This window comes from Altererythrobacter sp. Z27 (assembly GCF_052683155.1).
In genome coordinates this window covers 1193820-1215105 of the sequence record NZ_JBQYMC010000001.1, presented here as the reverse complement: position 1 = coordinate 1215105, position 21286 = coordinate 1193820, and the positions used below count along the sequence as shown (strand labels likewise).

Annotated in this window: 19 protein-coding genes; 8 read left to right on the top strand and 11 right to left on the bottom strand. The window is 63.9% G+C overall.

Annotated features, from left to right (window positions below):
- Nucleotides 1-40: 40 nt before the first annotated feature.
- Genes ACUJ47_RS05995 through ACUJ47_RS05985 form a run of 3 tightly spaced genes read right to left on the bottom strand, consistent with a single transcriptional unit; the run spans nt 41 to nt 3512 of the window.
- Nucleotides 41-1291, bottom strand: coding sequence for an N-succinylarginine dihydrolase (locus ACUJ47_RS05995; protein WP_445538870.1), 1251 nt, complete (start codon nt 1289-1291; stop codon nt 41-43).
- Nucleotides 1288-2304 (bottom strand): arginine N-succinyltransferase, encoded by a 1017-nt coding sequence (locus tag ACUJ47_RS05990; RefSeq protein ID WP_445537506.1) that lies wholly within the window; start codon nt 2302-2304, stop codon nt 1288-1290. Before ACUJ47_RS05990 ends, ACUJ47_RS05995 begins: the two co-directional genes overlap by 4 nt.
- Entirely contained in the window at nt 2301-3512 is a 1212-nt protein-coding gene (locus ACUJ47_RS05985) for a hydrolase (protein WP_445537505.1), read from the bottom strand. Before ACUJ47_RS05985 ends, ACUJ47_RS05990 begins: the two co-directional genes overlap by 4 nt.
- A 172-nt stretch (nt 3513-3684) precedes the next feature.
- Here ACUJ47_RS05985 and ACUJ47_RS05980 point away from each other — a divergent pair, with 172 nt between their 5' ends.
- From ACUJ47_RS05980 to ACUJ47_RS05970, 3 genes are all read left to right on the top strand, one after another.
- Nucleotides 3685-5781, top strand: a complete 2097-nt coding sequence (locus ACUJ47_RS05980; protein WP_445537504.1) for a malate synthase G — start codon at nt 3685-3687, stop codon at nt 5779-5781.
- Nucleotides 5782-5795: 14 nt separating this feature from the next.
- Nucleotides 5796-6470, top strand: coding sequence for a helix-turn-helix domain-containing protein (locus ACUJ47_RS05975; RefSeq protein WP_445537503.1), 675 nt, complete (start codon nt 5796-5798; stop codon nt 6468-6470).
- Between the two features lie 80 nt (nt 6471-6550).
- Complete coding sequence (locus ACUJ47_RS05970; RefSeq protein WP_445537502.1) at nt 6551-6970, top strand: DUF3703 domain-containing protein; 420 nt, start codon at nt 6551-6553, stop codon at nt 6968-6970.
- Between the two features lie 4 nt (nt 6971-6974).
- Here the strand turns inward: ACUJ47_RS05970 and ACUJ47_RS05965 are convergent, their stop codons facing one another.
- The 5 genes from ACUJ47_RS05965 to ACUJ47_RS05945 form a co-directional block, all read right to left on the bottom strand.
- Nucleotides 6975-7367, bottom strand: a complete 393-nt coding sequence (locus ACUJ47_RS05965) for a PilZ domain-containing protein (protein WP_445537501.1) — start codon at nt 7365-7367, stop codon at nt 6975-6977.
- 158 nt (nt 7368-7525) lie between these two features.
- On the bottom strand, nt 7526-8344 hold the full coding sequence (rsmA, locus tag ACUJ47_RS05960; protein WP_445537500.1) for a 16S rRNA (adenine(1518)-N(6)/adenine(1519)-N(6))-dimethyltransferase RsmA: 819 nt from the start codon (nt 8342-8344) through the stop codon (nt 7526-7528).
- Nucleotides 8337-9365, bottom strand: coding sequence for a 4-hydroxythreonine-4-phosphate dehydrogenase PdxA (gene pdxA / locus ACUJ47_RS05955; protein WP_445537499.1), 1029 nt, complete (start codon nt 9363-9365; stop codon nt 8337-8339). Before pdxA ends, rsmA begins: the two co-directional genes overlap by 8 nt.
- Entirely contained in the window at nt 9362-10690 is a 1329-nt protein-coding gene (locus tag ACUJ47_RS05950; RefSeq protein WP_445537498.1) for a peptidylprolyl isomerase, read from the bottom strand. The genes pdxA and ACUJ47_RS05950 overlap by 4 nt, the downstream gene beginning before the upstream one ends.
- A gap of 197 nt (nt 10691-10887) precedes the next feature.
- Nucleotides 10888-13149 (bottom strand): LPS-assembly protein LptD, encoded by a 2262-nt coding sequence (locus ACUJ47_RS05945; protein ID WP_445537497.1) that lies wholly within the window; start codon nt 13147-13149, stop codon nt 10888-10890.
- Between the two features lie 111 nt (nt 13150-13260).
- On the opposite strand from ACUJ47_RS05945, the gene ACUJ47_RS05940 reads away from it, so the two are divergent.
- From ACUJ47_RS05940 to mddA, 4 genes are all read left to right on the top strand, one after another.
- Nucleotides 13261-14727 carry a leucyl aminopeptidase gene (locus tag ACUJ47_RS05940; RefSeq protein ID WP_445537496.1) on the top strand — a complete coding sequence of 489 codons (1467 nt, stop codon included), beginning with the start codon at nt 13261-13263 and terminating at the stop codon, nt 14725-14727.
- Nucleotides 14728-14774: 47 nt separating this feature from the next.
- Nucleotides 14775-15221, top strand: a complete 447-nt coding sequence (locus tag ACUJ47_RS05935; RefSeq protein WP_445537495.1) for a DNA polymerase III subunit chi — start codon at nt 14775-14777, stop codon at nt 15219-15221.
- 96 nt (nt 15222-15317) lie between these two features.
- Nucleotides 15318-15740 carry a nucleoside-diphosphate kinase gene (ndk, locus tag ACUJ47_RS05930; protein WP_445537494.1) on the top strand — a complete coding sequence of 141 codons (423 nt, stop codon included), beginning with the start codon at nt 15318-15320 and terminating at the stop codon, nt 15738-15740.
- 149 nt (nt 15741-15889) lie between these two features.
- Nucleotides 15890-16627 (top strand): methanethiol S-methyltransferase, encoded by a 738-nt coding sequence (gene mddA, locus ACUJ47_RS05925; protein WP_445537493.1) that lies wholly within the window; start codon nt 15890-15892, stop codon nt 16625-16627.
- On the opposite strand, the gene ACUJ47_RS05920 is transcribed toward mddA, so the two are convergent.
- From ACUJ47_RS05920 to purM, 3 genes are read right to left on the bottom strand one after another with little or no spacing between them, the layout of a single operon-like run.
- Nucleotides 16624-17835: a sulfotransferase family protein gene (locus ACUJ47_RS05920; RefSeq protein ID WP_445537492.1), complete on the bottom strand. Its 1212-nt coding sequence runs from the start codon at nt 17833-17835 to the stop codon at nt 16624-16626. The genes mddA and ACUJ47_RS05920 overlap by 4 nt on opposite strands.
- 4 nt (nt 17836-17839) lie before the next feature.
- A complete protein-coding gene (purN, locus tag ACUJ47_RS05915) occupies nt 17840-18817 on the bottom strand; it encodes a phosphoribosylglycinamide formyltransferase (RefSeq protein WP_445538869.1) in 978 nt (325 codons plus the stop codon).
- Nucleotides 18807-19913 (bottom strand): phosphoribosylformylglycinamidine cyclo-ligase, encoded by a 1107-nt coding sequence (gene purM, locus ACUJ47_RS05910; protein ID WP_445537491.1) that lies wholly within the window; start codon nt 19911-19913, stop codon nt 18807-18809. The genes purN and purM overlap by 11 nt, the downstream gene beginning before the upstream one ends.
- A gap of 73 nt (nt 19914-19986) precedes the next feature.
- Here purM and ACUJ47_RS05905 point away from each other — a divergent pair, with 73 nt between their 5' ends.
- Complete coding sequence (locus ACUJ47_RS05905) at nt 19987-21270, top strand: heavy-metal-associated domain-containing protein (RefSeq protein WP_445537490.1); 1284 nt, start codon at nt 19987-19989, stop codon at nt 21268-21270.
- The last annotated feature ends 16 nt before the right edge of the window (nt 21271-21286 follow it).

Below are 21286 nucleotides of genomic sequence, written 5' to 3'. Positions count from 1 at the left end.
GGAGGTTATCCTATTGATGGCGCGCATGGTGTCCAGCGCGTTAACCTAGTTCGGTGAGGTCCAGCGCTTCCAGCAGGGCATAACGTGCCGATGTGACACTGTTTTTCAAAACTTCCTTGCCCAGGTCGGCGGGATCGATCTGTTCGGGCCAGTTCGCCGCGATGACCGACTCGAGCACATCCGCCTTAGCTTCATCGAGAAGGAAGCGCGGATCGACCGCCGCCGGGTCCGCCACAACGCGCAGGCGCAGGCAGGCAGGGCCGCCGCCATTGGCCATCGACTGGCGCACGTCGACCGGGATTACCTGGCGGATCGGGCCGTTCGAAGCGGTCATTTGCTCGCACCAGCGCCACACGCTTGGCGATTCGCGGCATTCTTCGGGCACGATCAGCGCCATTCCCCCTTCGGGAAGCGTTACGAGCTGTGCGTTGAAGAGGTAGGTCTTGATCGCTTCGGCGAGGCTGACTGCACTGTCGGGAACCTCGACCACCTGAAGCGGCGGGAAGGCCTTGCGCATCGCGTCGTAGGCGGCCTGCCGGTCGGCAAAGGCAAGCTCATGCGCGAAGATCACGCCCTCATTGGCGACCGCGACCACATCATTGTGAAAGGCGCCGGCTTCGATTGCGGCGGGGTTCTGTTCGATGAATACTGCGCGTTCGGGATCAAGCCCGTGCAGGCGGGCCACCGCCCGGCAGGCCTCGACATGCTGGCGTGCGGGAAATTTGCCACCGGATCTCCCATAGACGAAGACTTCCACGCCCGGTTCACCATGGCTGGCGCATAGTCGCATGTGGTTGGCCGCGCCTTCGTCACCGAAGCTCGGCGGCACCGCATCGTGCAGGGTGAAATGCTCGCGATTGCCGAAGGCGATTTCGAGTTGGCGCTTGGTGTCGGGCCATTCCTGCGCACGGTGGATCATGGTGACGAGGTTGGCCGGCGTCAGGTGGCATTTGCCGTCTGCCGTGTCGGGCGCGGGGCTGACCGTGGCGGCATTGGCGGTCCACATGCTGCTGGCCGACCATGCTGCGGCGAGCAAGCCCCTCTCGGCAGTCTCGTCGACTGCCAGCGCGCGCAGCAAGCCATTATTGGGCCGAGGTAAAGGCAGGAGGAAGCCCTGCACGCCCAGCCGGGCGAGGTTTCCGCGCATCTTGGCCACGCCCTGCAGCGCGGCCGCGCGCGGGTATGAGACATTGCCCTGATGCTTCGCGCTGGCGATGTTCCCCAGGCTCAGGCCCGCGTAATTATGGCTGGGCCCGACGATTCCGTCGAAATTGATTTCGCGCAGAGTCACCTCGTAACGCTCCACACCGTGTCACCCACACCAACACCAAGCACGTCCGCGGTCACCGAATCGATTGCGATCGACCCGTCCTCGCCAAGCGCGCGCGCGCCGAAGCAGGCCCGGAATGTCGCAAGCTTGCCTGTTGCGATGATCGCGCGTTCGCCCTTGTCGCAATCGACCGAGGCGACCGTGCGCGATTCTGCCTCGGCCACGCTTTTCACTTCGTCGGTGCGCGCGGTCATGGTCGGCCCACCGTCGAAAATGTCGACATAGCCTTCGAAGCGGAAGCCTTCGTTCTCTAGCATGCGCATTGCCGCGCGACCGGTGGGGTGGGGCACCCCGATCACGCTGCGCGCTTCGTCATCCAGCATCGCGACATAGACCGGATGCTTGGGCATCAAATCGGCGATGAACTGGTTGCCGTTGATCGCGTTGAAATAATCGGCCTCCTGGAAGTTCATCCCGAAGAACCGGCCTGCGACCCCGTCCCAGAAGGGCGAGCCGCCGCGTTCGTCGATGATCCCGCGAAGTTCCGCCAGCACGCGGTCGGCAAAGCGCGCACGATGCATCCTGATGAAGAGATAGCGGCTGCGCGCCAGCAGCAGGCCCAGCCCGCCTGCGCGCTCATTGGGGTGGAGGAACAGCCCGCCGACCTCGCTCGAACCTTCGAGGTCGGTGACGAGGCTCAGCAGTTCGGCGCGAACGGTGCGGTCGAGCTCCTGCGAATACTGGGTCAGCGTGTTGAGCCGATAGGAATAGAACGGCCAACGCTGCCCCACCTGGGTCATCAACTGGCAAGTGCCGCGGATCGCGCCCGTTTCGGAATTCTCCAGCACCAGCACGAATTGCTCGTCGGCCAGCGCATCGGCTTCATTGGCAAAGGCGGTTCCGGCGCGTTCCAGCTTGGCGCCGAGCGCATTTCGGTCAGGCGGCAGATTGGTGAAGCCGCCGCCGGTAAGCTTGGCCATCTCGTAAAGCGGTTCGAGGTCGTCGGCGCGGGCGGCGCGCAGGCGGAAGGTCAATGGAGTTCTCCGTTGGCAATGCGGGTGATGACAAGCGCGGACAGCGCAGCACGTTCGGCCAGGCTGGGCACGATCAGGAATTCTTCGGGCGAATGGATTGCTCCGCCGCGCACGCCCATTGTGTCGACCACAGGCACGCCGCAGGCGGCAATATTGTTTCCATCGCACACCCCGCCAGAGCTTTGCCAGCGGATTGCCTGGCCCAGTTCGGCGCCGCAGGCCTTGACGAGGTCGAACAGGCGCTGCGCCCGCTCATCGACCGGCTTGGGTGGGCGGGTGACTCCGCCGTGGCGATGGATCCCGACTTCGTGTTCGAGTTCGACCGCGGCGAGGACTTGCGCGAGATCGCGCTCGAAGCCCTCCATCGCTTCGGTCGATTTGGGCCGGATATTGAAACGCAGCACGGCATAGTCGGGCACGACATTGTTTGCCGCGCCGCCTTCGAGCTTGGCGGGATTGATGGTGAGATCGTCGCGCTCCATCCCTTTGAGGCGCAGGATCAGGTCTGCCGCGGCGACCACGGCGTTGCGGCCTTCATGCGGATCGCGCCCGGCATGTGCGCTCTTGCCGGTGAAGGTGATCGAGTAGTTTCCTGTGCCGCCGCGCTCATGCGCCAGCGTGCCATCGGGCAGGGCGGCGGGTTCATAGGTGAGCGCCGCGAGCTTTCCCTGCGCCAGTTCGGCGATGAGCCCGGACGAAGCGAGCGAGCCGGTCTCCTCGTCCGAATTGATCATCACGTCATAGCCAAGCGCACCGATCGTCCCGGCGGCCTCGGCTGCCTTCAGCGCCTGCAGCATCACCGCGATCCCGCCCTTCATGTCGGCCACGCCCGGGCCGTTGAGGGTCTCGCCGTCGAGCCATTTCAGGCCCTGGAATGCGTGATCGGCTGGGAAGACCGTGTCCATGTGGCCGGTCAGCAGGATGCGGCGATTCGCTTGCGGGCGAACGCGCAGAACCATGTGCCTGCCATGCGGCTTGGCGAATTCATGCCCGTTCGCGTCGATGGCGGTAACCGGGGCGGGCTCGACCAGCTCGATCTCGCCGGGCAGCGCAGAGAATGCATTGACCAAGGCATCCACCTGCTTCGCCAGCCCGTCCAGATTCGCGGTGCCGGTATTGATCGCGCTCCACGCCTGCACCTGTTCGAGCATGGCGGGGGCATCGATCCGTTCGGTAAGGGCGGTGTGCGAGGCAGGCGTTTGTTGCATGTGTAACCGCTCTAGCCGTGCCGTAACGTCAGGCCAAGCCGTGCGATGAACTCATCCATTGCCCGGTTGCAATTGGCCTATGCATTGGCCATAGCCCGCGCCATTCCTCCCCGGGATACAGTCCGATAATCCGCCTGCCGCAAGCCGGCTGGCCCAACTGTGCGAGGAATTTGTGAGCGAATATGTCACCCGCGCCGGGATCGGGATCGATCCTGCACTGGCGAACTTCCTTGAAGCGGAGGTTCTGGCCCCGCTCGGCCGCGATGTGGATGCCTTTTGGTCGGGCTTTTCGGCCTTGCTGGCAGAGTTTGCGCCGCGCAATCGCGGCCTTCTGGCCAAACGGGACGAGCTGCAGGCGAAGATCGATGCCTGGCATGTAGCACGGCGCGGCAAGCCGCTCGACCAGGGCGAATACCAGGCCTTCCTGCGCGAGATCGGCTATCTCGTTCCCGAACCGGGCGAGTTCACCATCGGCACGCAGAATGTCGATCCAGAGATCGCGACCATGGCCGGCCCGCAGCTGGTGGTGCCCGTGCTCAACGCACGCTTCCTGCTCAATGCGGCCAATGCGCGCTGGGGCAGCCTTTACGATGCGTTCTACGGCACCGATGCGCTCGATGCGCCCCCGGCACGACCGGGCGGCTATGACGAAGAACGCGGGGCTGCGGTGATCGCGCGAGGTCGCGAATTCCTCGACCAGGCGCTGCCGCTGGTGGGCCAGAGCTGGGCCGATCTTGCGGATGAGCATGACGGTAAACTGCAGCACGAAAGCCAATATGTCGGCAAGACCGAGAAGGGCCTGCTGTTCAAGAACAATGGCTTGCACATCGAAGTGGTGTTCGATCGCGAGGATCCGGTCGGCAAGACCGACAAGGCCGGGATCGCCGACATCGTCTGCGAAGCCGCGCTGACCACCATTTGCGATTGCGAGGATTCGGTCGCGGCGGTCGATGCGGAAGACAAGCAGCTCGCCTATTCCAATTGGCTGGGCGTGATCCGCGGCGATTTGCAGGAAAGCTTTGAGAAGGGCGGGCGTACGCTCACTCGCGCGCTCGTGAGCGACAAGCCCTACACCGACCGCGACGGCAATGCGCACAGCCTTCCGGGCCGCAGCCTGCTGTTCGTGCGCAACGTCGGGCATTTGATGACCAACCCGGCAATCAGGCTCGCCGATGGCGGCGAAGTGCCCGAAGGCATCATGGATGCGGTCTTCACCAGCGCGATCGGCGCGCTCGATGTCGAAGGCCACGCGACATACGGCAACAGCCGCTGCGGCAGCATCTATATCGTGAAGCCCAAGATGCATGGGCCGGAAGAATGCGGCTTCACCAACGATCTGTTCGATGCGGTGGAGGATTTGCTTGGCCTTCCTCGCCACACGATCAAGGTGGGCGTGATGGATGAGGAGCGCCGCACCAGCGCGAACCTCGCCGCCTGTATCCGGGCAGTGAAGGATCGCGTGGTGTTCATCAACACCGGCTTCCTCGACCGCACGGGCGACGAGATCCACACTTCGATGCAAGCCGGGCCGATGATCCGCAAGGGCGCGATGAAGACCAGCAAATGGCTCACCGCCTATGAGAAGCGCAATGTCGCAATCGGGCTGAAGCACGGCCTGTCGGGCCGCGCGCAGATTGGCAAGGGAATGTGGGCCGCGCCCGACCTGATGAAGCAAATGATGGTCGAGAAGATCGGGCACCTGAAAGCCGGGGCGAACACCGCTTGGGTGCCTTCACCCACCGCCGCGACGCTTCACGCGCTGCATTACCACCAGTGCGACGTGTTCGAGGTGCAGAAGGGGCTGGGCGAGATCCCGCCGCTCGATGACCTGCTGAGCATTCCACTGGCCGAAGGCGTGAACTGGTCTGAGGACGAGCTGCGCGAAGAGCTCGACAACAATGCTCAGGGCCTGCTCGGCTATGTCGTGCGCTGGATCGACCAGGGTGTGGGCTGCTCCAAAGTGCCCGACATTAACGACGTCGGCCTGATGGAAGACCGCGCGACTTTGCGCATTTCCAGCCAGCATATGGCCAATTGGCTGCTGCACGGTGTTGTGACCAAGGAGCAAGTGATGGACAGCCTGCGGCGCATGGCCGCCAAGGTCGATGCGCAGAACGCAGGCGATCCGCTCTACGAGCCGCTGATCGGCAATGAGGATGGCCCGGCCTTCCGCGCCGCCTGTGACCTTGTGTTCAAGGGCGTCGAGCAACCCTCGGGTTACACCGAGCCGCTGCTGCACCACTGGCGCCTGGTGAAGAAGGGTAGCTGAAGTCGACCAGGGCCATGGCTCATGACGATAATTGGCACGGTCATGTTACCTTCGAAGACAGGTTCGTTCTGTTTGAAGGAAGTGTTGGTGACAACCACCCCCACAGCCACATCGCGGCCCAAGTTGTTATTGGTTCGGACTCCAGAATTGAAACGGCAGATGGCAATGAGGTCCGCGGAAGCGCCATCGTTGTTTGGCCTCACGTCAGGCACCGTTTGCTCTCGCTCAGGGGTGGTCGAGTTTATCTGATTGAACCAACCAGTGACCTTGGCGCGGCATTGCTGGAAAATCTTCCGACCGGACCTGTCCAAGTTGTTGAAGACGCCCAAGAGCGACTGGAAAGCTTACTGAATTCTGGGCCTTTCGGCATTGTCGATGAGCGCTTGCAGGCAGCACTCAGGCGCCTGCAGGAGCCGACAGCTCTCGAAGAGAAATTACCTGAGATCGCCCGAGCGGTTGGATTGTCGCCTGTACGCCTTCGCGCGATCGCTGCGCGCCAACTTGGCATGCCGCTGACGAGCTGGCGCCGCTGGGCTGCGATCCGGCGCGCATGCATGGCCATGGTGGAAGGTTGCTCGATTTCCGATGCTGCAGCCGTAGGTGGCTTTTCGGACCAATCGCATTTTACCCGCACCACACGGTCCATGCTTGGTATTACCCCGGCAGTACTGTCCCGAATCATGGCCTGAACCGGCAATCGATTCGTTCAAGACTGATCGGCAATAAGCGCGCTAACAAGGGCCACAGTCATGGTGGATCGGAGGATCATGTGGACCGTAAACGCTTGAAGGCGCTGTTCGAACATGCGATGGATCGAGCTCGGCAAGCTGAAGATGGGGGCGATTATCTGCTGGCCTTTGCTGAATTGGAACAGGCACATATCCTTGGGCAACGCTGGCTTTTGAGGCATTTGCGCTCACATTGGGCCATGCTGCGGATCGCGCGGCTTACGGGCGACGAACGCGAAGCATGCGGGCAAATCACGCGATTGATTGGCTCACCCCTGTTCTGGCTTGTTGGCTGGTTGCCGAAAGGCAATTCCGGAGGCGCCAACGTGAACCCTCTCAAACCGATGCCCTATCCGCCTAAGTTGGCAGCGGAACTTTCAGGCTATCACGTATGGCGGGATGTTGCCTTGCGCTTGGCGGTGCTGATAGCAATCGTGTTCGCGGTGCGGCTGCTGGGCTGAGCCCCTAGCCGCCGCTGGAGACGAGCGTGCCGCGTTTGCGGCCCATCTGGATATTGCCCGCATTGGCGACCGGGCCGGCCTGATTCACCTGTTCGCCTGCGATGGCGACAAGCACCGGTTGGGCCAGCGGGCGATCGAATTCGATGCCGCAGGAATCATTGCTGGCCCAGATCACGCGGCAAAAGATTTCCTGCCCGGCGAAAGCGAGCCAGCCGGAGATGCCTTCGCGCGGTGGCGGGTCCATCATCAACTTGGCGCCCTGTTCGGAGATATTGGCCAGCCGGCCCATGCGCTCGTGCGCGATCGAACGGAACAACGCTTCGAGGTCGACCGCGAAGCGCGCGCTGCGGCGGCGCTCCAATTGTGCGGCTCTCTTGCGTGCGTCGTACAGGCTCATTCCCTGCTGCCCCCGGTTCCGATTGAAACTGTGCTATGGCAGCCAAGCGATGCCGAACGGTTGGCATTCATGTTTAATCGAAATTTACCATCTATGCCCGCCGCTTTGCTGCGGAATAGTTTCGCCGCGGCACTAAGATCGGGCCTGCAATCGGGCGCTCAGCTGAGCGCGCGAGCCACGGCGACGAACTCGTCGACTGAAAGTGTTTCGGCCCGGCGCTGCGAGTCGATACCAAGCGATGCCAGCACTTCGAGCGCACCAGGCACGCCCTTGAGGCTCTGGCGCAGCATCTTGCGGCGTTGGCCGAATGCAGCCTCGGTAACTCTTTCAAGTATGCGTGCAGACACGCCATCGGGCATGTCGCCCGGTTCGACATGGACGATCGCGCTCATCACCTTGGGCGGAGGAGTAAATGCGCTGCGGTGAACCTTCATCGCCAGCTTTGCGGCGCTGCGCCACTGCGCGAGGACCGCCAGCCTCCCATAGGCGCCGCTACCTGCTTCGGCGACGATCCGCTGCGCCACTTCGAGCTGGAACATCAGCGTGAGCGAAGTCCATTGCGGCGGCCAGCTTTCGCCTGAGAGCCAACGCGTAAAGAGCGCGGTCCCGACGTTATAGGGCAAATTGGCGACCACAGCGTATGGCTCGCCCATCAATTCATTGTGGTCGAGCTTGAGCGCGTCGCTTTCGATCACGCGCAAGTTCCCCGGATAGGCTTCGCCCAATTCGGCGAGCGCGGGCAGGCAGCGTTTGTCCATTTCGATCGCGGTTACGCGCGCTCCCGCCTTGAGCAGGGCGCGGGTCAGTCCGCCCGGTCCGGGCCCCACTTCAAGCACGGCCTTGTCCTGCAAATCGCCCGGGATGGCCGCGATGCGGTCAAGCAATTGCGCGTCGAACAGGAAGTTTTGCCCAAGCGCCTTCGATGCACTGAGGCCGTGCTTTGCTATCACTTCCCGCAATGGTGGCAGGTCAGCCATGCGCTAGCTGGCTTTGGGCGCGCCGCGCCGCGATTTCGCCCGCCAAGCGGATCGCAGCGATCATCGCGCCGGGATCGGCAATGCCCTTGCCCGCGATGTCGAATGCAGTGCCATGATCGGGCGAAGTGCGGATGATCGGCAGGCCAAGCGCGACGTTCACCCCTTCATCGAAGTCGAGCGCCTTGATCGGAATCAGCGCCTGATCGTGGTACATGCACAGCGCCGCGTCGAAAGTCGCGCGGCTGCGCGGCGTAAACAGTGCATCGGCGGAATGGGGGCCGGTGGCGTCGATCGCTTCGTCGCACAGCGCCGCTACAGCGGGCGCGATGATGCGGGCTTCCTCGTCGCCGAACTTGCCGCCTTCCCCTGCATGGGGATTGAGCCCTGTGAGGGCGAGGCGAGGGCGGTCTATCCCGAAATCGCGCGCCAGAGCAGCGGCGACGATGCGGGCCTTGTGGCAGATGAGTTCCCGGCTCAACAGGCCTGGCACTTCCGCCAGTGCGCAATGCACGGTCAATGGCACCGTGCGCAGGCTCGGCCCCGCGAGCATCATGACGGCATCTTCGGCAGCTGCGCCGCAGGCGTCGGCGAGGAACTCGGTCTGTCCGGGAAAATCGAACCCCACCTTCGCCAGCTCGGCCTTGGCGATCGGAGCGGTGACCAGCGCAGCAGCTTCTCCGTCGCGCGCGAGCTGCGTGGCCTCGGTGAGCGAAGCGAGCGCCAGCCTCGCACCGGCTTCATCGGGCTGTCCCGGCGTATAGCCAGCGTCGGCTGCGCCCAATACCGGCACCCCATGCGCGAAGGCGACATGCGTTTCAGCCGGATGCGAGATGGCGATGATCGGGCAATCGAGTCCGCGACGGGCGCTGGCAGCCGCCAGCACCTTCGCGCCGCCGAGCACGAAGAACGGCTCCAGTCCAGCCTCGCTGCGCCGCACCCACGCCTCTGCGCTCAGTTCCGGCCCGATGCCTGCCGGATCGCCCAGCGAAATGGCAATCGGAAGTGGCTGCTGCGCGCTCAATTGTACTCGATATAGGCGTCGTTGCGCAGGTCGCGCAGGTAGCGCTGGGCGCGCTTGTTGATCCGTTCCTCCTCCAGCTGGTCCATCAGCTGGTCGAAGCTCGGGCCACCGGCCACTTCGGGATCGTCACGACCGCACAGCATCAGCACGCGCACGCCCTCTTCGATCGAACCGAAGGGCGGGGTGGTCTGGCCGATCTGGAGGTTGAGCACGATGTTCTGCAGCTGCTCGGGCAGCGAACGGGCACGGATCTGGTCATTGCTGACCACGATGGCTCCCAGCGCTGCGGCCGAAGCATCGGCATCGCCGCATCCGCGCATGGCTTCCACGCCAGTGGCGAAGCGTTCTACCTGCGCTTCGGCCACTTCCTGCGTCACGCCGGGCTCGAAGCTGATCGAAATCTGCTTCAGGCTCAGCACTGCATCGCGCGGATCGGCCATCAGCACCTGGCGCTTGTCGATCAGGTACAGGATCGAAAAGCCGCCGGGAATTTCGATCGGCCCGACGAGCTGGCCGGGCTGCATTTCGGCCGCGACCGTGGCCAGTTCCGCCGGCAGCTGCGCGAGGCGCACGAAACCGAGGTCGCCGCCAACCGCTGCCGTCGAAGCTTCGGAGAATTGCCGGGCATAGGCGACAAAGCTGGCGCCCTGGCGCAATTGCTCGACGATCTGCTGCGCACCCTGAATCACCGAATTGCGGTTTTCAGGCGTCGCCGAAAGGAAAATCTCGCCGAGCCGGTATTCGTCGGTGCCGCGCGACGATTCGAGGCGCTTGAGCAGTTCGTTGACCTCTTCCTGCGAAACCCGCACGAAGGGCGAGATATTGCGCTGAAGCAGGTTCTGCCACGCCAGCTCGCCCTCGATCTGGCGCTTGAGCGAAGCGGGCGAGGAGCCGACCGAAAGCAAATATTGGTCCATTGCGGCCGGGTCTTGCCCGAAATTCTGGGCGGCGAGCGAATTGTAGCGCTGGTCCACTTCGGCCCGCGTCACAGTGATTTCCTGCGCCGTCGCCGCCTGGATCTGGAGCGTCTCGTCGATCAGATTGCGCAGCACCTGCATCCGCAGCCGCTGGAGTTCTTCCTCGCTCAGCTGGTTGCGCGAAGCGGAAACCACCAGTGCAAGCCTTTGGTCGACATCGGTGCCCGTAATGACCTGGCCGTTGACGATCGCAGTGGCAGTGCGGACGTTGGGATTGGCTTCGCGCATCAGCGAGATATCGGCGGGGATGCCCAGCGGGTCATCCGCCGTTGGCCCGGCTTGAGCCGTAAGGCTGGCCGGTACTGCGGCAAGCCCGAGGGCAGCGAGCGAAAGAATGCCTTTGGTCAAGCTGTTGCGAGTCACGCGTTAATTCCAATTGCGACGCATGTTCGCGCCAGTTTCATTTCCGCCATTGGCAATTGCCGTCTTAACGCCAGCTGATTTGCTCCCATGGCGGTTAGCCGCCGCCCAGATAACGGTTTCGTGCTTGCCTGCCAACGCCCGATTGCGCGGCAATCCCCCACACCGGGCGAAGCGGACAATTGTCAGCGCAGGCCAAGATTTCTGAGAGCAAAGGTCAGCTGGAAGGTGTCGCCTCGCGCCGCGTCGCCCGCGTTGACATAGTCGCGCCGCCAGGTGAGCCCGAATTCGAGGCATTCGTCGCGATAGGCGATGCCCAATCGGGTCCGGATCGGCTGGAAACCGTCCGAAGTGAAGGTGGGGTCTTCCCGCTTGTCCGTCAGGTTGAAGACGCCTGCGCCGAACACCGACCAATAGCGGGCAAAGGCAATCCGCGCAGCTGCGCGCAGCTCCTCGCGATCCTGCAAATCCTCGATACCGGCGATGTCGCGGTTGAGCCGCAAATAGCCCACTTCGACATAGGTGCGTTCGCTGCCAATAGTGGCGTCGAACTCATTGCGACGCACAGCGAGGCTGTCCTTGTCGACCCGGAACCGGTGCGTCAGCTTCACGCGGTCGCGATAGCGCACTTCGGTGCGCCCCACGAAGTCCGACACGCGTTCGGACAGGCCGGTGCCGTCGGGCAGGATCTGGCGTTGCGTGTCGAAGCGGTAGGACTGGCCTATGGTAGTTTTGACACGCCATCCGGGCCGCTGCACTTCCCAATCGAAGCCATAGGTCAGCCGCACCCCGTCTTCGACCCGGTCATACCCCGGGAAGCGATTGAGCGAGAAGAGGTTGGAATCCTCAAGATCGATCGCGCGCGCGTCCTCATTGGGGATCTCAAGGTTCCGGATCGACGGGCTTGCGACTAGCTGGAGGCGCGGCTTGAGCACTTGCGTGCCGCCGAACGCCTCGCCCACGAACGGCCATTCGACGTCGATCGCACCCACGGCGATGCCACGGCCCTGCCAGCCTGCTTCGCCGCGATAGCTCTCGGTCGCGGTCAATAAATTCTCGTCGCTATGGTAGATGTCGCCCCGGCCCAGAGCGGTTAGCGTCACGACCTGGCCCAGCCCGGTTAAGCGGCGCAAGTCCCACCGCGCCGAGGCAAAGGCGCGCTGCGTGTCCTGCCCGTCCTTGCGCACAAGGCTGAGGCTGTTGGCCTGCAACTCTACCGTTCCACCCACAACCGGATCGGCGATGCGGTAGCGATAGTCGAGTACGGGCAAGGCCACTGGCACCTGGCCCTGCGGTTGCCCAAGCCGCAGGGTCTGCGTTGCCCAGCCCGCAAGCGAGAAATAGGAGTTCTGGTCGATGCGCTCGAGGTTGATGGTCGAGCGCAGCCGGTCGTCGCGGCTGATGTCGTAGCGGCGCAGGAATGTCCGGTCGCTGGCCACGCGAATGGAGCTGGTCAGGCTCCATTCGGGGGTGAACTGGAATCGGCCGTTGGCGGCGAAATAACCTCGCAGGTCGCGTTCGGACGTAGGCTCACCGGTAAAGTCGGTGATGCGCCGGCTGTGCGTGGCATAGCCGGTAATCTGGTAGGCTCCACGGTCGGTCAGGTGCCGCCATTCGCCCGACACCATTGGCGTCGCCTTGGTGTAGAGATGCGTGCCGACTGTGAGGTCCTTGTTGTCGGCAATCCGCCAATGATAGCTGCCGCTGACTTCGACGCCGTTCGATTCCGAGACCCGCAGGTCCGGTACCAGGAAGCCCGAAATCGCGCGGCCATCGGTGCGAAAGGCGAGCCCGGGCATCGGCAGGATGCGCGCACCGAACAGTTCGAGCATGGCCCCGTTGAAGCTGATCCGGTTGGTTTCGGGATCGAAGATGACCTTGCTGGCTGTAATCCGCCAGCTCGGCGTCTTGTCGCATCCTTCCGGGTCGATCACCGGGCAGGCGGTGTATGCCGCATCGCGCAGAACCACGTCGCCACCTTCGCTGCGCTCGCCGCCCTTTGCTGCCAGTCGCCCGCCAGCGCTCAGCGCCACCAGCACTTCGGCAATAGCACCGGCTTCGAAGCGCTCGGTCAGTTCGGCCGATTCGGTGTAGAGCTGGTTCCCGCCATTATCGACGAGGCGAACGTTGCCATTGGCGTAGATGGTGCCGCTGCGCCGGTCCCACCGCACTTCGTCGGCGCGGACCGACTGGTCCTCGCTCGACATCAGCACATTGCCGCTTGCGGTTACGACATCGCCGGTATCGTCATAGTCGAGATTGTCGGCCCTGAAGGCGATGATCCGGCCCGGCTGCGCAGCCTGTTCGGTAGCAACCGGCTCGACTACATCCTGCGCGGCAAGCGGCGTGCCCCACGCAAGCGCCACGGCCAGCGATGCGCACAAGGCGCCCTGTAACGGCAAGCGGATAGAGGAAGCTTGCAGGCATTGCTGCTGCGGCGGGGACATGGCTTGCCTATCGCACCGCTCGCGCCTAATCGCAATCGCCATTCACTGACGCGTCGGAACCCGGCGCATTACTCGACTTGCCTGTGCAGGCCCTTCCCGTTCGGAGTACCAATGCAGATCAATTTCAGCGAAACCGCGCCCGCCGATGCTAGCTTGATGGCGCATGTCGTGAACCAGGACAGCATGCCCGCGCGCCTCGAACGCGCGATCGTCGACGGGGCAGCGGCTGCTCGATTCAAGGGCCGGGCCGGTCAATTCTTCGAAGGCTTTGTCGAGCGTGGCGGCAAGCTGGTGCGGGTCGCGCTGGCAGGTGCAGGCGATGCCGACGCAAAGCGCGATGTTCGTGCAGAGGGCTTGGAAAAGGCCGGTGCGGCGCTGGCCGCCAAATATCTCACTTCGGGTGAAACCGCGCTGGTTGTCGATTTCGGCGGTAGCGGCCTCGACGCCGATGCCGCTGCGGCCGTGCTGCTGGGCCTGCGCCTGCGCAGCTGGCGGCATGACGCCTATCGCACTCGCCTGAAGGATGAGCAGAAGAAGACGCTCGCTACCGTCACCGTCATCGGTGCGCCTGACGGAACCGAAGCTGCCTGGGCGGATGCAGCCGCAGTGGCGGAAGGCGTCGAATTCACCCGCGAACTGGTCGCTGAACCAGCCAACAAGATCTACCCGATCAGCTTTGTCGAACGCTGCGAGAAGCGCTTCGCAGGTACCGGTGCCGAATTGGTGGTGCTCGACGAATATGAGATGGAAAAGCTCGGCATGGCCATGCTGCTCGGCGTCGGTCAGGGCAGCGAGCAACCCTCGCGCGTGCTCGCGATCAAGTGGATGGGCGGCAAGCCCGGCGATGCGCCGGTCGCTTTCGTCGGCAAGGGCGTAACCTTCGACACAGGCGGCATTTCGCTCAAGCCCGGGCCGGGCATGTGGGATATGAAGTGGGACATGGGCGGCGCTGGCGCGGTCGCGGGCGCCATGCTCACGCTGGTCAAGCGCCAGGCTAAGGCCAATATCGTCGGCGTTGTCGGGCTGGTCGAGAACATGCCTGACGGACGGGCCCAGCGCCCCGGCGACATCGTCACCTCGATGAGCGGCCAGACGGTCGAAGTGCTCAACACCGATGCCGAAGGCCGCCTGGTGCTGGGCGATGCGATCACCTGGACCCAGCGCGAATTCTCGCCTTCGCTGATCGTGGACCTGGCAACGCTTACCGGTGCGATGATCATTTCGCTCGGCCATGAATATGGCGGCATCTTCGCCAATGATGACGATCTCGCTGCCGATCTTGCGGAAGCTGGCGCCGCCGTGGGCGACAAGCTGTGGCGGATGCCGCTCAGCCCGGCTTACGACAAGCTGATCGATTCCCCGATTTCGGATATGAAGAACCTCGGTCCGCGTGAAGGCGGTTCGATCACTGCCGCGCAGTTCATCAAGCGCTTCGTCGAAAACGATACGCCCTGGGCGCATCTCGACATCGCCGGCATGGTCTGGTCGGACAAGCCGGGCCGCACCTGGGACAAGGGCGCGACCGGTTATGGCGTACGCCTGCTCGATCGCTTCGTTCGCAATACGCTGAAGGGCTAAGGCATGGCATGCCAGCCGTTTCCTGACGCAATGCGATAGGGCGCAAAATGGCTACGCGCGTCGATTTCTACCAGCTGAGCCGCGACCCGGTGGAACGCGTCGCGGCGATGCTGGCGCGCAAGGTGTTGCAGGCGGGCCAGCGGCTGCTGGTGGTGAGCGGTGATCCGGGGCAGCGCGCGGTGATCGGGCGCGAATTATGGCGCGGCGGGCCCGAGGAATTCCTTGCCAATGGCGAGGCGGATGCGGGCCAGGCCGAGAGGCAGCCGATCCTGCTGTCGGACAAGGTCGAGGCCGCCAATGGAGCGAACATGGTGCTGCTGGCGGACGGCCAGTGGCGTCCGGAAGCCCTGCAGTTCGAGCGTGCGCTTTTACTCTTCGGTGCTGCCGAGACCGAGGCTGCCCGCGCGCTTTGGCGCGAGCTTGACGGGGCCGAAGAGGTCGCGCGCGAGATACACAAGCAGGATGAGGCGGGCCGCTGGCGGGCAGGGGCCTAGCCATAGCTGTACGTCGCGGGGCTTGCAGTGGCCCCAACTCGGCGCTAGGGGCGCGCGCAACTCGAAAACACCCCCAAATTCGCAAGGAACAAAAGCATGGCGGTTACCCGCACCTTTTCGATCATCAAGCCCGATGCAACGCGCCGCAACCTGACCGGCGCCGTCACCAAGATGCTGGAAGAAGCCGGCCTGCGCGTCGTCGCTTCGAAGCGCATCCACATGACCCGCGAACAGGCCGAAGGCTTCTATGCGGTTCACAAGGAACGCCCCTTCTTCGGTGAACTCGTCGATTTCATGATGAGCGAGCCGGTGGTGGTGCAGGTGCTCGAAGGTGAAGACGCTGTCGCTCGCAACCGCGACATCATGGGCGCGACCAACCCGGTCGACGCCGCTCCAGGCACGATCCGCAAGGAACTGGCGCTGTCGATCGGCGAAAACACTGTCCACGGTTCGGACAGCGACGAAAACGCAGCGATCGAGATCGCCTTCTTCTTCAAGCCTGAAGAAATCGTCGGCTGATAGCTTTCACCTGAAAGTTTCCGGGGCCCCGTCGTTCATTGAGCGGCGGGGCCCTTTCGATTCAGGGGCTTGGCCGGGCGATTCGCTCTGACGGGCAGCGGGTGCTATCCTCCCGCTTGGGTCGCATCGTTCTTCCGGGGAGGGGAACAATGGGAAGGCTTGTCATCATGGCGTTGGCGCTGGTGTGCTACGCCGCGTTCTTTGCCAGCTTCGTCTATCTGGTCGGCTGGGTCGGCGGATTTGAATTCATGCCGACGCATGTCGACAAGGGGCTGTCTGCGGCACCGGCTACTGCGGCGCTCATCAATATCGGGCTGATTGCATTGTTCGGCATTCAGCATTCGGTGATGGCGCGGCCCGGCTTCAAGGCCGCCTGGACCAAGATGATCCCCGCGGCGGCAGAGCGCAGCATCTATTGCCTTGTGACCGCGCTGGTGCTGGTCGTGCTTTTCCGGTTCTGGCACCCGATCGAAGGCACAATCTGGTCGGTGCAGAACGAGACTGCACGGATGGCGATCTGGGCAATGTTCTGGCTGGGCTGGGGCATATTGTTCATTTCGACCTGGCTGCTCAATCACTTCGAGCTGTTCGGGCTGCAACAGGCCTGGCTCAACCTTACGGGCAAGCAGGAAGCGCCGCCGAAAATGCGAACGCCGCTGTTCTACAAGTTCGTTCGCCATCCGCTCTACACGGGCTTTTTCATCGCTTTCTGGGCGGCGCCGGACATGAGTTACAGCCATCTACTCGCGGCGGTCGGCTTCACGATCTACATCATGATCGGCATTTCCTATGAAGAGCGCGACCTGCTGGCCGTATTTGGCCAGCAATATGCCGATTATCGCAAGCGGGTGGGGGCCTTCATCCCGGGAATTGGCAAGGCGAGCTAAGCCGCCTTTCCCGATCTGAAGCGCGCCAGCTGCATGGCATGGAACCGGTGCGGGCTGTGTTCGCTTTCGCACATTTCGGCGCGCATGGCCGTGCGGGCTTCCGGAGCAAGATCGATCCCCAATTCGGCGTAGATCCGCGCGATTTCGGCTTCCCAATTCGCGCCGAGCGCATCGAAATGCACATGCGCGACCGGCCCCGTGAAATCCGCCAACGCCACTTCGACCATCGCGTGGCTGAGGTCGAGCTTGCGGCGCCATTCGGATTCGATCCAGTCGAGATCGACATGGTCGGACTGGATCGTCATCTGGTTGGCCACGAGCGAAACCGCGCTTCGCAACACATCCTCGCCATTGCGGCTCGCGATCACCAGTCGCGCGCAGGGGAACTGCGCCAGCAGGGCAGGCAGCTCCTCCGAAAATTGCGGGACCTTCAGGACGCGCGGACGCATGGCATTGCCATGATGGGCGGCGTCGGTGCGCAAGATGCGCGCAAATTCGCGGTAGATTGGCGTCGCATCGCGCTTCTCGCAGAACGAAGTGAAGGACGGCACGCGCCATTGCGTTTCGAAAGTGCTGTGGCCCAGCGCGCTGGTGATCCAGCCGAGTTCCTCTTCGGCTCGCATCGCCCCCATCGGGTGGAGCGCGTCGATCCATGGATCGAGCTGGCGCGCCACTGCGAGCATCATGCCGCCCCACAGCGGGCGCATGTCGATCCGCTGCGGCACTGGCGACCAGCTGTCGCAGAATCGCGTGGCGCAATGTGCGGGGTCGGCTGCAAGCAGGCGGTGGATGCGGGTTGTGCCGCTGCGCATGGGGCCTACGATTACGATCGGGGGAGCAAGCGGCGTATCGAGCAATTCCGGCCGTTGCAGCCAGAGCTGGCCGAGCCCCAGCCGCTGGCGGATCACGCGCACGATCTGGCCGTGAGCCATCGTTTTGCCGAGTGCGTTGAGTCGGGCTTCGCTTGCGACCGCCGAGCACAATGCGCTGAGCCGTGACCGGAAATCCGCGACATCCTCATCGCTGCGGTCGCCGCGCTCCGCCTCGGCAGGATAGCCCTTGGCCGCACGTCGCCAGAGCTCGTCCGGGTCGATCGACGGCGGCGGTAGCCAGCCCTTGGCCCAGGCGCGTTCCAGCCCGGCACATGCCTTTTCCACGATCGGCGCGCGCGCCAGTGGATGCGGCCGTTCGGGCGGCATCGCCCCCATTGCGTTAGAATTCCTCCGCTGCGTCGATCAACGAAGTCAGCCGTATTGGCGCTACGCTGCGCCAGCTCCGTTTGAGCCAGTGTTCGACCTGTCCCCAGTCGAGATCGGGCCGGTTGAGCACCAGGCCGACCCAGCCGCTCGCCCCGTAATAGGCCGGGCGATAGAAGCTCGCCGGATCGTTCTCGATCAGAGCGTGCATTTCGTCGGGGCCGCTGGTTTTCACCAGCAAGGCAATGGCTTTTTCGCCGTGGTGCTGGTCGCTGAAATAGGCGAAATACTTGCCGCTCTTGCCTCCTGTGCGCCAGCCGGGCGCCCCATGGCTCGGTCGCTCCTCGACTTCGGGCAGCGCGGCGACCCGCTGGCGGAGCTGCTCGATCAGCCAGGCCGGATCATTGCCGCGCGAAACGTAATCTGCCAGCGCGCGCGGGTAGAGCTGGTGCTCGGCGAGCTTGACCCGTTCGGCCAGCGCTTCTGCCGTGTCGCCCGGCAGGATCGCGACTTCGACCTGCTGCAGGATCGCACCAGAATCGAGTTCCGGTGTCACCAGATGCACGGTTGTGCCGCCGTGGCTGTCACCCGCTGCGATTGCGCGCGCATGGGTGTCGAGTCCCTTGTATTTGGGCAGTAGTGAGGGGTGAATGTTGATGATCCGCCCGGCCCAGCGGGTCACGAATTCTTCCGACAGGATACGCATATAGCCGGCCAGCACGATATATTCGGCCCCGGCATCCCGGGCGGCGCGCTCCATCATTTCATCGTGTTCGGCGCGCTCCATTCCCTTGTGCGGATGTGCGAAAGTTGCAATCCCTTCGGCCCGCGCGAGCGTGAGCCCGCCCGCATCCTTGCGATTGCTCGCCACCAGCACGATCTCATAGGGGCAGCCGGGCAGGCGGCTGGCATAAAGCAGCGCGGCCATATTTGTGCCGCCGCCGGAAATGAAAATGGCGACCTTTGCCTTGGCGCGACCTGCCTCAGGCAAGATGCGTCGCCTCCCAATCGTCCTTGGCCGACCATGTGCCCTGACCGCCGCGAACGGTGCAGCCGCGCGCGCCGCCTTCGATGCTTCCGATGCGGAAGGCGGTTTCGCCCGCTGCCGCTAGCCGCTCGAGCACCGCTTCGACCCTGTCCGGCGCGACCGCCAGCACCATGCCGGTGCCGCAATTGAAGGTGCGCGCCATTTCGCCCGGCTCGATATTGCCTTGCGCCTGCAGGAAGGCCATCAGCCGCGGCTGTTCCCAGCTATCGGCATCGACCATGGCATGCGCGCCTTCGGGCAGGATGCGCGGGATATTCTCGAGCAAGCCGCCGCCAGTGATATGCGCAAGCCCGTCGATCAGGCCTTCGCGGATCAGCGGCAGCAGGCTGGCGACATAGATTCGCGTCGGCTCGATCAGCGCATCGATCAGCAGCCGGTCGGAATCGAACAGGGCGGGGCGGTCGAGCTTCCAGCCCTTGTCTTCCGCCAGACGCCGGACGAGCGAATAGCCGTTCGAATGGACGCCCGATGACGCAAGCCCGATCAGCACATGGCCCGGCACTACCTTTTCGCCGGTCAATTGCTCGCCGCGCTCGACCGCGCCGACGCAGAAGCCGGCCAGGTCGTAATCGCCTGCCGCATACATGCCCGGCATTTCGGCGGTTTCGCCGCCGATCAGCGCGCAGCCGGCCTGCTTGCAGCCAATGGCGATGCCGGCGATGACGCGTTCGGCAATGCCGTTTTCGAGTTTGCCGGTGGCGAAATAGTCGAGGAAGAACAGCGGCTCGGCGCCTTGCACGATCAGATCGTTGACGCACATGGCGACAAGGTCGATCCCCACGGTGTCATGCCGGTCATGCTCGATCGCGAGCTTGAGCTTGGTGCCGACGCCGTCATTTGCGGCGACCAGCAGCGGATCCTTGTATCCGGCCGCCTTGGGATCGAAGAACCCGCCGAAGCCGCCCAGTTCGCTGGTTGCGCCGGGGCGGGCGGTTGCCTTCACCAGCGGGCCGATCGCCTTGACGAGCGCATTGCCCGCGTCGATCGAGACTCCGGCATCCTGGTAGGTGTAGCTTTCGGGCGGCGGGTTGTTGCTGGCCATAATGTGCACGGCTTTAGCCTTTCGCGCTTGGAATTCCACTCGCCTTTAGGCAAAAGGCGTCAGCTTTTCCCCGATGACTGCCAGCCTTCTCACCTCGCGCCTGTCGCCAATGCTTCCCGCCCGCCCGCTCGCACGCGTTCTGGCTGGGATTGCCGCGCTTGCGCTGCTGGGGTTCGGGATTGCCGCACTGGTGGCGCAAGTGGCAGGCGATCGTGGGATTCCTCCGGTCGCGTCGAGCAGCGACATCGATGTCGGCGGGATCGAGGTAGACGTTCGAGCAGACAATGCCGAACAGGCGCGCGAGCAAGGCTGGCGCGAGGCGCAACGCATTGCATGGGAAAAGATCGGCGGGCCCGACCTTCCGGCATCGGCTATCGAAGGGATGGTATCCGCAGTCGTGATCGAGAACGAGTTGATCGGTCCGCGCCGCTACAGGGCGAAACTGGGCGTCATTTTCGACCGCACGCGGGCCGGGCAGTACCTCGGAAGCGGCGAGCGCGGGCAGCCATCCGCACCGATGCTGCTGCTTCCCGTCACGGCGAGCGCCGGCACCTACACCATGTACGAAGTGCGCAACCCGTGGCAGCGCGCATGGGCCGAGTTCAATCCGGGAACGAGCCGCATCAACTATGTCCGACCGGCCGGGGCCGGCGGCGATTCGCTGCTGCTGAACCAAGGCCAGACCATGCGCCGCAGCCGCGCTTGGTGGCGAGTGATCCTCGACCAGTTCGGTGCGGCCGACGTGCTCGTGCCGGTTGCCCACCTCAACTATGCCTATCCCGGCGGGCCGGTGACAGGGACTTTCACGGCACGTTATGGCCCTGACAACCGGTATCTGGATGGTTTCACCATGACTGCGGATACGCCCGAAGGGCTGCAGGACATGCTCGGGCAGGCCGTGCGTCGCTTCGACCTGATTTTCGAGAACGCACTTGCGGAAGGCAAGCTGCGGCCGGATCCCACGCTCAACCAGGAAGTCGACATGATCGTCGATCCTGCGATCGCGCGATTGATCGAGATCGGTCGTGCAATCGAAGCGCGCGAAGCGGCGATCGCTGCAGGCGAGCTCCAGCCGGGCGCAGGGCCGGGCGTTGCCCAACCGACCCAACCGGCAGGTGTTGTGACCGCCTATGTGGTCCAGTTTGCGAGCCCCGATGCCGCATCGATCGACGCGACGCTTGCCGCTGTGCGCGCCACGCCCGGCGTGCGCGGCGCGGCGACTACCAGCCTCGCCTTCGGCGGCACATCGGTGATGAGCGTGAGTTTCGCTGGTTCGCTGGACGAACTCGCTGCGGGCCTTCGTGCACGAGGCTTCTCGGTGCAGCAGGGCTCGAACGCACTCGCCATCAGCCGCTAGGCGCGGGGAGGGAAGG